Origin of the sequence: Staphylococcus caeli, from assembly GCF_051413795.1 — a bacterium.
Lineage (GTDB): Bacteria > Bacillota > Bacilli > Staphylococcales > Staphylococcaceae > Staphylococcus > Staphylococcus caeli_A.
Genome location: NZ_JBOIRQ010000008.1, coordinates 32,255 through 46,903 on the forward strand (window position 1 = coordinate 32,255; position 14,649 = coordinate 46,903).

At 33.5% G+C, this 14,649-nt stretch carries 12 protein-coding genes; 6 read left to right on the forward strand and 6 right to left on the reverse strand.

Features of this window, described 5'->3' with window-relative positions:
• The first annotated feature begins 17 nt into the window (after positions 1–17).
• On the forward strand, positions 18–926 hold the full coding sequence (locus tag ACSULM_RS05900) for a COX15/CtaA family protein (protein WP_436853596.1): 909 nt from the start codon (positions 18–20) through the stop codon (positions 924–926).
• A 164-nt stretch (positions 927–1,090) separates the two neighbouring features.
• Here ACSULM_RS05900 and ACSULM_RS05905 read toward each other — a convergent pair whose 3' ends face one another.
• The 3 genes from ACSULM_RS05905 to ACSULM_RS05915 form a co-directional block, all read right to left on the reverse strand.
• Complete coding sequence (locus ACSULM_RS05905) at positions 1,091–4,546, reverse strand: pyruvate carboxylase (RefSeq protein ID WP_436861309.1); 3,456 nt, start codon at positions 4,544–4,546, stop codon at positions 1,091–1,093.
• Between the two features lie 378 nt (positions 4,547–4,924).
• On the reverse strand, positions 4,925–6,157 hold the full coding sequence (gene ftsW / locus ACSULM_RS05910) for a cell division peptidoglycan polymerase FtsW (protein ID WP_436861312.1): 1,233 nt from the start codon (positions 6,155–6,157) through the stop codon (positions 4,925–4,927).
• A gap of 373 nt (positions 6,158–6,530) precedes the next feature.
• Positions 6,531–6,806, reverse strand: a complete 276-nt coding sequence (locus ACSULM_RS05915) for a YlaN family protein (RefSeq protein WP_069994767.1) — start codon at positions 6,804–6,806, stop codon at positions 6,531–6,533.
• A 334-nt stretch (positions 6,807–7,140) separates the two neighbouring features.
• On the opposite strand from ACSULM_RS05915, the gene ACSULM_RS05920 reads away from it, so the two are divergent.
• Both ACSULM_RS05920 and ACSULM_RS05925 read left to right on the forward strand, forming a co-directional pair.
• Positions 7,141–7,623: a hypothetical protein gene (locus ACSULM_RS05920; RefSeq protein ID WP_436861315.1), complete on the forward strand. Its 483-nt coding sequence runs from the start codon at positions 7,141–7,143 to the stop codon at positions 7,621–7,623.
• A 1-nt stretch (position 7,624) separates the two neighbouring features.
• Positions 7,625–7,798, forward strand: coding sequence for a DUF2197 domain-containing protein (locus ACSULM_RS05925; RefSeq protein ID WP_436861317.1), 174 nt, complete (start codon positions 7,625–7,627; stop codon positions 7,796–7,798).
• 102 nt (positions 7,799–7,900) lie between these two features.
• Here ACSULM_RS05925 and typA read toward each other — a convergent pair whose 3' ends face one another.
• On the reverse strand, positions 7,901–9,748 hold the full coding sequence (gene typA / locus ACSULM_RS05930; RefSeq protein WP_436861319.1) for a translational GTPase TypA: 1,848 nt from the start codon (positions 9,746–9,748) through the stop codon (positions 7,901–7,903).
• 100 nt (positions 9,749–9,848) lie between these two features.
• On the opposite strand from typA, the gene ACSULM_RS05935 reads away from it, so the two are divergent.
• Positions 9,849–10,040 carry a DUF5325 family protein gene (locus ACSULM_RS05935; RefSeq protein ID WP_069994774.1) on the forward strand — a complete coding sequence of 64 codons (192 nt, stop codon included), beginning with the start codon at positions 9,849–9,851 and terminating at the stop codon, positions 10,038–10,040.
• 100 nt (positions 10,041–10,140) lie between these two features.
• Here the strand turns inward: ACSULM_RS05935 and ACSULM_RS05940 are convergent, their stop codons facing one another.
• The gene (locus tag ACSULM_RS05940; protein ID WP_436861321.1) at positions 10,141–10,956 is read right to left on the reverse strand and encodes an inositol monophosphatase family protein; all 816 of its coding nucleotides are present in this window, start codon (positions 10,954–10,956) and stop codon (positions 10,141–10,143) included.
• A 260-nt stretch (positions 10,957–11,216) separates the two neighbouring features.
• On the opposite strand from ACSULM_RS05940, the gene ACSULM_RS05945 reads away from it, so the two are divergent.
• Positions 11,217–11,828, forward strand: coding sequence for a YktB family protein (locus tag ACSULM_RS05945; protein WP_436861323.1), 612 nt, complete (start codon positions 11,217–11,219; stop codon positions 11,826–11,828).
• A 252-nt stretch (positions 11,829–12,080) separates the two neighbouring features.
• Positions 12,081–13,436 (forward strand): Nramp family divalent metal transporter, encoded by a 1,356-nt coding sequence (locus ACSULM_RS05950; protein WP_436861394.1) that lies wholly within the window; start codon positions 12,081–12,083, stop codon positions 13,434–13,436.
• A gap of 56 nt (positions 13,437–13,492) precedes the next feature.
• Here ACSULM_RS05950 and auxB read toward each other — a convergent pair whose 3' ends face one another.
• Entirely contained in the window at positions 13,493–14,584 is a 1,092-nt protein-coding gene (auxB, locus tag ACSULM_RS05955) for a lipoteichoic acid stability factor AuxB (RefSeq protein WP_436861324.1), read from the reverse strand.
• Positions 14,585–14,649 lie beyond the last annotated feature (65 nt).

Genomic DNA, 14,649 nt, shown 5'->3' on the forward strand with positions numbered 1-14,649 from the left:
AAATGGGGGGTTAATTCTTGTTTAGCAAAAAGAACCTGAAATGGTTATCCGTATTAGCGACGATAATTATGACATTTGTTCAACTGGGCGGTGCTTTGGTAACAAAGACTGGTTCTGAGGATGGTTGTGGTTCCGATTGGCCACTTTGTCATGGGGCATTCTTACCTCAGAATCTACCGATCCAAACAATTATAGAGCTAAGCCATCGAGCAGTCTCTGGTTTATCATTGATCGTAGTTCTATGGTTGGTCATCGTTGCATGGAAACACATTGGTTATATTAAAGAAGTGAAACCATTATGCTGTATTAGTGTTGGTTTCTTATTAATTCAAGCATTAGTTGGTGCTGCAGCCGTTATGTGGCAACAAAATGCATATGTTTTAGCGTTACATTTTGGTATATCTCTAATTTCATTCTCTTCAGTATTTGTACTTACTTTAATCATTTTTGATGTTGACCGTAAATATGAGGCTGATGAATTGTTTATTAGAAAACCGTTAAGAGTTTATACTTGGATTATGGCTATTGTAGTCTACTTAACAATTTATACAGGCGCTTTAGTAAGACATAAAGAAGCAAGCTTGGCATACGGTCAATGGCCTTTACCATTCCATGACCTCGTTCCTCACAACGTACAAGACTGGGTAAACTTTACACATAGAGGAATGGCTTTTATTGCATTTATTTGGATTATGATAACATTCATCCATGCTATTAATAATTATCAAGATAATCGCACCATTCGTTATGGTTATACCGCAGCATTTATTTTAGTTATATTGCAAGTAACTACTGGGGCATTATCTATTATTACAGAAGTGAATTTATTCATAGCATTATTACATGCCTTATTTATCACATTACTCTTCGGGTTAATCGCCTACTTTATCATCTTGATGTTACGTACAATTCGAAGTGGTGGCTAATTAAATTTCATATTTTACTCATTTAAAAATGTGTTGTCACAACTAAGATGTGAAGCCATTGTGCTTTGTTCATCTTGATTAAAGTCAACGCATTTTTATTTTGAACGTAAAGGGCGCACACAGTTTTTAAACTGCATGCGCCCTTTTTATTTACACTTCAAAAATTAATCTACAGGTTCTTTTTCAATTTCAATCAATAAGTCTCCTGTTTCAATGGCTTCACCATTTTGAACAGTTACTTTCTTAACCACACCATCAAACGGTGCTTGGATTGTCGTTTCCATCTTCATAGCTTCAGTAATCAATAATGCTTGACCACTTACCACTGTCTCACCTTCTGATATTTTCACCTCAGTTACGGAGCCTGGCATCTGCGCACCAATATGATTTGGATTTAACTTATCTGCTTTTGGTTTCACGCTTTCATTCGCCTTAACATTTTCATCTTGAATATAAATACGTCTTGCTTGACCATTCATATCATAGAAAATTGTGCGAACACCTTTTTCATCCGGTTCGGTAACCGTTTTAAGTGTGATAATCAGACGTTTTCCTGTATCAATTTCAATTTCTACAGTTTCATTTGGACGCATACCAAAGAAGAATGTCGGTGTATCTAGCAATGATACATTACCAAATTGTTCTTGTGTGGCAATAAATTGCTCATAAACTTTAGGATATAGTACATAACTAATAATATCCTGTTCTGTGACAACACTTTCTTGTTTTTCTGCTAATTCTTGTCGTACCGCTTCAAAATCAACAGGTTCTAAATGTTCCCCTGGGCGATCTGATATTGCGCTTTGTCCTTTAAGAATTACTTTTTGTAATGCTTTATTAAAACCATTAACTGGTTGTCCAATGTCACCTTTAAAGAACGACACAACTGATTCTGGAAAATCTAATTTATAGCCATCATTCATAACAGTTTCTTCATCCAGGTCATTTTGAACCATATAAAGTGCCATATCTCCAACTACTTTTGAAGACGGCGTTACTTTTACAATATCACCAAACAGGAAATTCACACGTTTATACATTTCTTTCACTTCATTAAATCTATTACCCAATCCTAAACTTTTGGCTTGTTGGCTCAAATTAGAATATTGTCCACCTGGCATTTCATGTTTATATATCTCTGTATTCGGAGACTTAATATCACTTTCAAAATCACTATAATATTGTCGTACTGTCCCCCAATAATGAGATAATTCTTCCATACCATCCACGTCTGCACGCATATTTCTATCAAAACCATTTAAAGTATAGTACAGTGAATTACCACTCGGTTGACTCGTTAACCCACTCATAGAAGCCACAGCCGTATCTATTACATCCACGCCCGCATCTATTGCCTGTTTGTATACAAGCAAACCATTACCACTCGTATCATGTGTGTGTAAATGAATAGGTAAATCTACTGCCGCTTTCAATTCACCAATCAATTCATTAGCAGCTTTCGGTTTTAATAAACCAGCCATATCTTTTATAGCTAGGATATGGAACCCTTCACGTTCTAGTGTTTTAGCCATTTTCACATAATACTCTAATGTATATATATCAGAACGATTTGGGTTTAAAATGTCACCAGTATAACAAATTGTACCTTCAGATATTTTACCAGCTTTTTGTACTGCTTCATTTGCAATTTTCATTTGGTCTACCCAATTTAATGAGTCAAAAATTCTGAACACATCAATTCCAGCATCCGCACTTTCTTGTACAAATTTTTGGATTACATTATCAGGATAATTTCTATAACCTACTGCATTTGACGCACGTAACAACATTTGGAATAAGACATTTGGAATCGCTTTTCTTAGACGTTCTAATCGTTGCCAAGGGTTTTCTTTCAAGAAGTTATATGCAACATCAAATGTTGCGCCACCCCACATTTCGAGTGAGAAACTATCTTTCATCACTTGTGCAGTCTTAGAAGCAATATTCATCATATCCTTCGTTCTTACACGCGTAGCAAGTAAAGATTGATGCGCGTCTCTGAATGTTGTATCAGTTATTAACACGTCATCTTGTTGTTTTAACCACTCAGCAACAGCTTGGGGACCTTTAGCATCTAATAATTGTTTCGTACCTTGTAACTGTGCAATTTCTTTGTTTGAAACTTGTGGTATCGGCGAAGTTTCATAAATTGGTTTAGGGCGCTTCTCTACATTAGGAAAACCATTTATTGTCACGTTCCCAATATATTCTAATGTTTTTGTACCTCTATCTAGAGTTGGTGCAATATCAAATAATTCAGGTGTTTTTTCAATAAATTTAGTTGTGTAATCTCCAGTTTTAAATTGCGGATGTCTCATCACGTTAATTAAGAATGGAATATTGGTTTTAACACCACGGATTCTCATTTCTTGTAATGAGCGGTCCATTTTTTCATTTGCTTGTTTAAATGATAGTGCATGTGTAGATAACTTAACCAATAATGAATCGTAATATGGTGAGATTTCAGCACCTTGGAATCCATCACCAGCATCTAATCTGACACCAAATCCACCACTAGAGCGATAGGCAATAATGCGACCTGTATCAGGCATGAAATCATTCGTTGGATCTTCAGTCGTAATTCTACATTGAATCGCATATCCTAATGTTTGTATATCTTGTTGTTGCGGCATATTTATTTCTTCATCGAATAAACGTTCACCATCAGCAACAAGTATTTGTGTCTTCACTATGTCAACGCCAGTCACCATCTCCGTGATGGTATGTTCTACTTGTACACGAGGATTTACTTCAATGAAGTAAAATTCTTCCCCTGAAACTAAGAATTCAACTGTACCTGCATTTACATATTGAATATTCTCCATCAATTGTATTGCAGCATCACAAATACGCTCTCTTAAGTCATCAGATAATGCAACTGATGGTGCTACTTCTACAACTTTTTGGTGACGTCTTTGTACAGAACAATCACGCTCATATAGATGCACAATATTACCATGCTCATCACCCATTACTTGTACTTCTATATGTTTTGGATTATCAATATATTTTTCAATATAAACTTCACTGTTACCAAATGATTTTTCTGCTTCTGACTTAGCGCGGTGGAAGGCATCTTCTAGTTCTTCTTCTGAGCGTACAATACGCATACCCTTACCTCCGCCACCACTAGTCGCTTTAATCATTAATGGATAGCCAGCTTCATTTGCAAATGCGACTGCATCTTGTTGATTGTCAATCGGACCATCTGTACCAGGAATAACTGTCAAATTGGCATTAATCGCAGTTGCTCTTGCTTTCACTTTATCGCCAAACATATCTAAATGTTCTACACGTGGTCCGATGAATTTTATCCCTTCTTCATGACACCTACGTGCAAATGTTTCATTTTCACTTAAAAATCCATAACCTGGATGTATTGCATCAGCATCCGCACGCTTTGCAACATCAATAATACTTTCAATATCTAAATAGGATTCTGCTGGACCAAGATCCTCTCCTACTAAATAGGATTCGTCTGCTTTATATCTATGTAAAGAGCCTTTATCTTCGTTCGAGTATATAGCAACTGTTTTAACATCTAATTCTGTGGCTGCTCTAAAAATTCTGATTGCAATTTCACCACGATTGGCTACCAAAAGCTTGTTTATTTGTTTCACATCATGGTCCCCCTTGATTTTTGAATTTTCTAAAAATTGGATATGAACTTTATTATAGCAAAATACGAACAATCTATACAGTAATAAATAATTATGATGAAAGTTAAATGTTTATTCAAATTCATATACAATTTAATTTACATCTACTTTCAATTTATTATATAAAGCTAATAAAACCCTTTTATAACCGGGTTAGAATGAAATTATATCATGTTTTAACCATAATAAAAAGTTATTATTTGTGATAATATTTTATTATCAATATATCGAATTATTAAAACTTTTTCAAAATCAAAAGCGTGTCAAATAAAAATAAGCAAACGTTTTCAACACATTAATGTTAAAACGTTTGCTTTTACGTATATCATAGAATTACTACTATCGTTTGGCAATTCTAACTTTTGAATTTTGTTTTTCTGCTTGTTTTTTTCTATAAGCTTCAATTCTAATTTGCTTACCAGTTATCAATAATAAGCCTAATGCAATACTTAAACTTATCATCGAAGAACCACCAAAACTAATAAATGGTAACGGTACACCGGTTAATGGAATTGTACCTGAAATACCACCTAAGTTTACGAAAGTTTGGCTTCCAATATAACTTGCTACACCAACACAAACTAATTTATAGAAATATGAATTTGTTTTATTAGCTAATTCAAATGCTCTAAAGACAATGAAGAAGAGCAAGCAAATGACCACAAGTCCACCGAGTAATCCGAGTTCTTCACAGATAATTGAAAAGATAAAATCTGTATGTGGCTCAGGTAAGTAACCTAATTTCATAATACTGTTACCTAGCCCTCTACCAAATAATCCACCATTACCTATAGCAATTAATGAATTCGAAATATGGTAACCTGTACCTGATTCTTGACTGAAGGGATTTGTCAAAGTGCTAAATCTAGCCGTTAAATAATCCGGTACTAAACCTAAAAGTAAAAATAATGAACCTATGATGACCACTGCAACAACCATGATTGCTCCAAATTTAATTGACTTTTCCACACCTATTCCTGCATAGAAAATAATTGAAAAGAAAATAATCATGATCAATAGCGTTTGTCCTACATCTCGTTGTAGTAATACAAGTCCAATACAAAATCCAGCCAATATAATTGGCGAGGTTAATAACTTAGGTTGTTTAAATACTTTGGGTCTTTTCTTCTCTATCATATAAGGTAGATATAAGATAATCCCAATTTTCAATAATTCTGATGCTTGTAGATTCATAAATCCTAAGTTAATCCAACTCTTAGACCCGTTAATATTACTACCGATTGCTAACGTCGCTAACAGTAGTATGACAATCCCCATCATCATCCATTTTTGAAAACGCGTTGTTTCTAAAAACTTGACATTCATGAAAAACGCCATAAAAAAGACTATACATAAACTCATTATGACGTACATTAATTGTCTCGTATAAAAATATGTACCAGCAACTGATATGCCACCTGTCAATGTACCCTTTGTAGCAGCAACCATACTCGCACTATATACCATTACCAATCCAATTAGACATAATAATAAATATGTAACTACTAACGGATAATCGATATATTTAGCATTTTTGCTTATATATCGAAAAAATTGTTTTATGTTATTCATTTGACATATCATCCAATTCTAATTTTTAATATTCTATTTACTATTTATAAATTTGTTCATTATTTTGATCCTCGATTTTTAATCATATCGGAATAACACATTGATTTATAAAATGATTTGCGCTTTAAACATTATATCAAACATTGTAACAATTTCTCGAGCAAATATAACACTAAAATTTATTATTTTAATTTCTTCTGTTTTTGATGCTAGATGGCACAACAAAAGCGGCTAAGATTCAATCCATAATCGATTGACTTCTTAGCCACTTTTTAAAATACTTATGTAGTTTGATTACCACCATATAAGTTGTATCTATTATTAATATTGGCATCCGACATTTAAGCAGTAAAAACGAATTTATTTAAACCAATTAAACATTTACAAATGCTTCATGTAATTTAGAAAGTTCTTTTTCTAAGCGTAACATTAAATCTTTGCCCACTTCACTCTCAACTAAACCTAGTTGAACTGCAAAGTCTACTTCTTTTTGTAATCCAAACATTTGTGTATCAAGAACTTCTTCATACAATGGGCATTGAGGTAATGTAAGATTATCCATTTGTACTTTAATAAGTTGGAGAATCCTATCAGCATCTTTATTCAACTGGTCATATGCCGCATTATTAATATTCTGAGATTTTACCAAGACATACTCCCCCTATCAATTGTAACTTTATATCAAAAGTGTATCTTACTAAATCGCAAAAAGCAAGCGAATTCAAGAATATACGTGCTGCCTTAATTTGTGATAAAATTGTAATAACGATAATTTATATTACTTCGATTTATAATAAAAACTTACTAATCAAGCCATTGTATGAACACTTTTACTGTTTTATATCGCTTTTTATACATAGCACTTTATTACATGGTATAAATATAGATGTATTTTGTTCACAAAAAAGTCATTTTTAACTTTTGAAATGGCACTGATTAATAGTAATTATAAATCTAAGGAAGAAATCAATAGGAGTGGGAATATGATTCAAATTAAGGGCGCAGTTAAATTTCCAATAACATTAGACAGTACAACTTGGATTTTTGATGATAGAAAAGTTCAAATTGAAGATTTAGAACAAGGAGTTTTTGACGGTACAAAACCAATCAATTTTGATGATAACCGTGAATGGAATAGAGCTATACTTGAAGGGCAAACAAATCCCCCTACTTTAAATTCAGAAATTAAATATAAAAAAAGAGCAGTCTTAGAACAATCATTTGTGATTAATGTATCACCATTTTTCAAAAATGCAGAACCACACGATGATGCAACTGCAATTCGATTATTTAACGATAAAGCATCTATAGAAATTCCAATCGATTTACTACCTTACCTCTTTTTCCAATTTGCAAGAGATGGCAAAAAACTTTATGACGACTATGCTGTTGATAGTTTCGTTTATATTCCAGAAGAAGGTTATTCATATCAATTTGAATACATCACTGGTATAGAGGTGATTTAATATGAAAAAAGTGCAATGTATCATTTGTGATACGGAAGTATTTATTGATGAAAATACATTAGAAGCAAAAAGGTTAAGAAATGATCCTATGCATACGTTTATGTGTGATGAATGTAAGAGCAGATTAGATACGCCAAAACAGCGTAAGCAAGATACTACATATAATCACCGTTGATTTGAAATCACTCACAATTTAATTTAATCGCATAGTACAATAATCATAAAAAAGCGCTCATCCATTATATTGTGGATGAGCGCTTTTACTTGATACAATTTTTTATTCATCTTCTTGCATAAGTTGTTTAATACGTTTTGCTTCTTTTTCACGTGCATTTTTCTCTAATACTGTTTTTCTAATACGTATACTTTCAGGCGTAACCTCTACTAATTCATCATCATTGATAAATTGTAACGCTTCTTCTAAAGTCATTTTTCTAGGGCGTTTCATCGTTACTGTCTGGTCTTTAGTAGCAGAACGTACGTTAGTTTGGTGTTTTTCTTTCGTAACGTTGACAGTTAAGTCATTTTCACGGTTATGCTCACCAACAACCATACCTTCATATACTTCTGTACCAGGTTCCATGAAGTTTGTACCACGGTCCTCTAAGCCCATGATTGCGTATGAACTTGCTTTACCTTGGTCTAATGATACTAATGCACCATTTCTTCTACCGCCGATACGACCTTTCACACGAGGTCTAAATTCTTCGAATGTATGGTTGATAATACCGTATCCACGTGTTTGTGACATAAATTCAGTAGTGTAACCAATTAAACCACGCGCTGGCACCATAAAGATAATACGTGTTAAACCATTATCTGTAGTAACCATATCAACCATTTCACCTTTACGTTGACCTAAAGATTCAATTACAGAACCCGTATACTCTTGAGGCACCTCACATTGTACACGTTCAAATGGTTCACATTGCACGCCGTCAATTTCTCTTAAGATAACTTGTGGTTTAGAAACTTGTAATTCGAAGCCTTCACGTCTCATGTTTTCAATTAAAATTGATAAGTGTAGTTCTCCACGACCAGCAACAATCCATTTATCTGGAGATTCAGTTTGTGTAACTTTTAATGACACATCTGTTTCTAATTGTTGATCAAGACGTTCTTGAATTTGACGAGATGTCACATAATCACCTTCACGACCTGCAAATGGTGAATTATTAACTCGGAAAGTCATTTCTAAAGTTGGTTCATCTATTCTTAATACTGGTAACGCTTCTTGATTGTCTGTAGGTGTTACTGTTTCACCAACGTTAATATCTTCCATTCCTGAAACGGCAATTAAATCACCAGCATATGCTTCGTTAACTTCTTCACGTTTCAAACCAAAGAAACCAAAGATTTTAGTTACGCGGAAGTTTTTAATAGTACCATCTAATTTAATGAGAGATACGTTATCACCTACACGCATTGTTCCTCTAAACACACGACCCACACCAATACGACCAACATAATCATTATAGTCTAATAATGCTGTTTGGAATTGTAATGGCTCGTCTCTGTTATCAACAGGCGCTGGTACATAATCAATAATTGTTTCATATAATGATTGCATATTCTCATCTTGTTTTTCGGAATCTAAACTTGCTGTTCCGTTTACTGCAGATGCATATACAACTGGGAAATCAAGTTGTTCATCATTAGCTTCTAATTCGATGAATAAATCTAATACTTCATCAACTACACCTTCTGGTCTCGCTTCAGGTTTATCAATTTTATTAACAACAACGACTGGTTTTAAGTTTTGTTCTAAGGCTTTTTTCAACACAAAACGTGTTTGAGGCATTGTACCTTCATAAGCATCTACAACTAAGACTACACCATCAACCATTTTCATGATACGTTCAACTTCTCCACCAAAGTCGGCGTGTCCTGGTGTATCTAGAATATTAATTCTATTTCCTTTGTAGTCAACTGCTGTATTTTTCGCAAGAATTGTAATACCACGTTCTCTTTCTAAATCATTTGAGTCCATAGCTCTTTCATCAACATGCTCATTCTCACGGAAAATTCCTGATTGTTTCAATAGCTCATCTACAAGTGTCGTTTTACCATGGTCAACGTGAGCGATGATAGCTATATTACGAACATCTTCTCTTATTTTAGTCATTTTTATACAATTTCCTTTCTCGAGTAAATTCCCACTTTTCTTTGCAACTTTTTTATTATATCATATAATTGGTTAAAAAAACTATAAAGGTGTGGTAGGCATGCAACAAAAAAAATCAAAAGCAATATTCTGGGTACTCGCTGTTGTTGCTATAGTATTTTTACTATTATTTAGCTTCAGTTTAGCTGCTACAAATGTTCCATTCATGATTTTAACATTTATATTATTCATTGCAACTTTTGGTTGCGGTTTCACGTTAAAAAAGAAATATCGTGAAAATGACTGGCTATAATAGCTAAACTTTTTAACATAAAACTAATGAAGCGTTATTATCCTAAAAATAGGATAATGACGCTTTTTTTAGTGAACTGTTGTTCTTATTTGTATTATTGTTATTTTTTCAACCGTTGCTGTAGCAATTGAATCGTTTCAAGATTTTTTTGAAAATGGTTGTCTATTAATTCAGCATGCAATTTCTGATTTGCCATTACAATGGGACTAGGTTCATAAATGGACAACGTCTCTCCTAGTAAGTTTGTGCCTACACCACCAACTTCATTCAAAATGATCAGGCCTCCAGCAAAATCCCACGGTTGCAATCTCGGCGTGATATAAGCTCCGAGTTTCCCCGTCGCAACATGTACAATTTCTAACGCAGCTGAACCATAAGCACGTGCACTTCTCGCTTCATCAACAATTGGTTTAAACATGTCACCTAATCGTGGTTTTGTTAACCAGTTTGGATTAATGCCAATAATGCTTGTTTTTAAAGGTGTATCTTTAATTTCTGGTAACCGCATACCATTTTCAAATGCGCCTTCACCTGCTTTAGCGTGATACAATACATCGTTCATTACATCAAATACAAAGCCTGCATAAGGTTCACCATTATGGTAAATGCCAATAGAAATCGCAAAATTCTCTTGTTGGTGCACAAAGTTCAATGTACCATCAATAGGATCAATGACCCACACAACGCCCATTTCATCTTTAAGCTCATGACCATGTCCTTCTTCACCTATTACAGAATGATTAGGATATGTTTGTTTAATATTATCAAATAAATATTTTTCTGTAGCTTTATCAACATTTGTTACTAAATCATTAGGGTTAGATTTTGTTTCAATTTCTATGTCTTGTTTCATTATTTTTTTAACATTAATTCCCGCTTCTAATATAAGACCTTTGGCAAATTCGTAAACAGTCATTGTATTCAGCTCCTTATTCAATGTTCATTATACATGAATTCATACCCAAAAAGATATTCGTCAACATTTATTTACCACAACATTTATTAAATTTTTCAAATTGATTAACACCTGTGCCTACTTTATATTCATTCTATTTCATATCAATAACATTACCAACTAATACTTTCATCACATTGTTTAAATTGGCAAACAAAGCAAATGTTTAACACTTTAGATTATGCTACAATATGAAAAAAGAACTGAACTAGGAGGATACAATGACAAAATACACATTCAAACCTAAAGATTTTAAAGCATTCACTGTTGATGGTCTAGATGCCAGAATGGAAGCACTGAATGAGCGTGTGCGACCACAACTCAATGTTTTAGGCGATTATTTTGCACAATACTTAGAAACTGCTACAGGCGAGGTATTCTATCCTCACGTTGCAAAACACGCACGTAGAAGCGTGAACCCACCAAAAGATACTTGGGTAGCATTTGCGACCAATAACCGTGGCTACAAAATGCAGCCACATTTTCAAATCGGATTGTTTGAAGATCAACTATTCGTCATGTATGGCGTAATGCACGAAGATAAAAACAAAGCACAACAAGTAAAGGTATTTGAAGATAACGTTAAAACATTAAAGCAATTACCGAATGATTTTAGTATTAGTCTTGATCACATGAGCCAATCGAAAACATATATTCATGAGATGACAGACGATGATTTAGCAAAAGCATTTAAACGTGTGAAAGAAGTCAAAAAAGGAGAATTTTTTGTCGCACGCACGTTAACGCCTGGTGCTGATCAACTAAAAACAGATAAAGCATTTTTAAATTATTTAGAAGAGACATTTGAGTATCTCATACAATTCTATAAATAATCATTAAAACTATGGACAGCAAACTACATTTCAAAAGTTTGTTGTCCTTTTTTATAATTAAATCCTCTTAACTTATTAAACCTGCACATAAATCCTATTTCCCCTATTTCATAATAGCTAGAATATCATATTCCAAAAAAATATTTATCAATGACAAATACATTTTCTACAAAAAATAAATCTCCCATACTTAATTTTTAGGTTGACCTAACAAATAAATTGGAGTACTCTATAAAATGTTAATAAATGAATATGGAGGTGGGGTTATTGTCTAAACAAATTCAAACCCATAATAAAAGTTTAGATGAAATCAATAATACGGTTTCAATCAATACACAAGGCAAATTTAGCCAAAAACTTTTTTCCTATTTAGGTCCTGGTTTATTAGTTGCAGTTGGATATATGGACCCAGGAAACTGGATAACTTCAATGCAAGGTGGTGCCCAATTTGGATACATTTTGCTATTCGTGATTTTACTTTCAAGTCTGTCAGCAATGTTACTACAAAGTATGACAGTGAGGTTAGGAATAGCAACAGGTATGGACTTAGCACAGGCAACAAGACATTATTTAAGCAAACCTATAGCATTTATATTTTGGATAATTGCCGAACTTGCAATTATTGCGACAGATATTGCGGAAGTCATCGGTAGTGCAATTGCACTGGACTTATTATTTGGAATTCCATTATTAGTAGGTGCACTTATTACTGTATTTGATGTCTTCCTACTTTTATTTATTATGCGTTTTGGTTTCAGAAAAATTGAAGCTATAGTCGGTACATTGATTTTTACAGTACTTGTTATTTTCATATTTGAAGTATTTATTGCTTCACCACACGTTACAGATGTATTAAATGGATTCATACCAAGTCAGACAATTATTACGGATAATGCTGCTCTATTTATAGCATTAGGTATCATTGGTGCGACGATTATGCCACATAACTTGTACTTACATTCATCTATTGTTCAATCACGTATGTATGATCGCAATAGCACTGCATCTAAAGCTCAAGCAATCAAATATGCAACGATGGATTCTAATATTCAATTGTCAATTGCATTTGTCGTAAACTGCTTATTACTAGTCTTAGGTGCTGCACTTTTCTATGGCGTCAATACAGAGCAACTTGGTGGTTTCTATGATTTATATCAAGCCTTAAAATCACAACCATTACTTGGCGCTACTATGGGCGCTATTATGAGTACCTTGTTTGCGATTGCTTTGCTTGCATCAGGTCAGAACTCAACCATAACAGGCACGATGGCTGGACAAATCGTTATGGAAGGATTTATTAATTTAAAAATACCTAATTGGTTACGTCGATTAATTACACGATTAATAGCAATATTGCCAATCATTATTTGTTTGATTATTTTCAACGGTAATGAAGCAAAAATGGAACAATTATTAGTGTTTTCTCAAGTATTTTTAAGTTTAGCATTACCATTTTCATTGATACCCTTACAATTATCTACTAACGATAAAGGTCTTATGGGACAATTTAAAAATAGAACTTGGGTCAATATCATTTCCTGGTTCCTAATTATTATTTTGAGTATTTTGAACATCTATTTGATTGTACAAACATTCCAAGAATTATAAAATTAAAAACCGATTGTTACACACTTTATTTGGTGTAGCAATCGGTTTTATTCATGTTAAGATTTATCATTATTTTGTTGTTCTATGTCTTCCGTTTGTTCACTATTTTTTGATGTTTGTGTCTCATGCGACGTCATTTTTTTACGTTCTTCAAAATTCTGTCTGCGCTGATTCACTGCACTTGGTTGTTGTTTACGTCTTTCTTTTTCACGTTTTCTACGTTCTTTTTTCTCTTGTTTAATACGCGCCTTTTCTTCAGCTTTGTCCTGTTTCAATCTAGCTGCTTCTTCAGCTTCAGCTTGTTGACGTCGTCTTTTTTCTTCTTTGTCTTCTTGCTGTTGTTTATAATCTGCTTCAGAATAGCCTTGTTCATCATAAACATTGCTCACATTACCAAATTCATCATTATCATTTTGTGATTCATCTTGCTGTTTTTGTTTATAATTATATTTTGCTTGTCTTGAAAGCACTTGTGGCTCTTCTTCTGAAGTATGGTTATCACCATTAACTTTTTCAGCAACCTCTGAAGTATAACCACCTCTTCTCAGTTGGTTGTCATGAGTAGCTTGTTGTTCTTCAGTGCCAGAAGATTGTTCTTTTTCATAATATTGAGGTGATGGTTGAGATGGTTGTTCATAATCAGCATAACGACCTTGATAACCTTCATTATAGTACGCAGGTACCGCTTCAATTTTATCTTTACGTGCAAACATCATGATTGCAACGATGAAAAATAGAATTGGAATGATTAATGGTACAAATAATAGTACCAACGGCAATGTAACGACTGTCGCAATTAAGAAAAGAAAACCTGATAATATTCTAATATTCATTGAAATTAATGCTAAGAATGAAAGCAGTAAACATACGATAAAGTAAACAATCACTGCCCAAACACCATTCTGTAGCCAAATCACGAATTGCGTCGTGTTCAAACTGTTACTTGCTAATATTTGTTGAACGAAATCATTACCGTTCAATGTCGTTTCTAAATTTTGTATTGATGTCTCACTACTAAAAGATACTAGTGCAATAAACATCGTAATAACGGTTAGTAATAATAAGAATACCCAACTTAACCAACCTAATACTTTTTCTGCTAGTCGACTCACTGGACGCCTAACTTGAGTATATTGCTCTCCTGACATGTCTTTACAACTCCTTATATTGCTTGTCAAACTATTATATCGAATTAATATCAAAATAACTACTA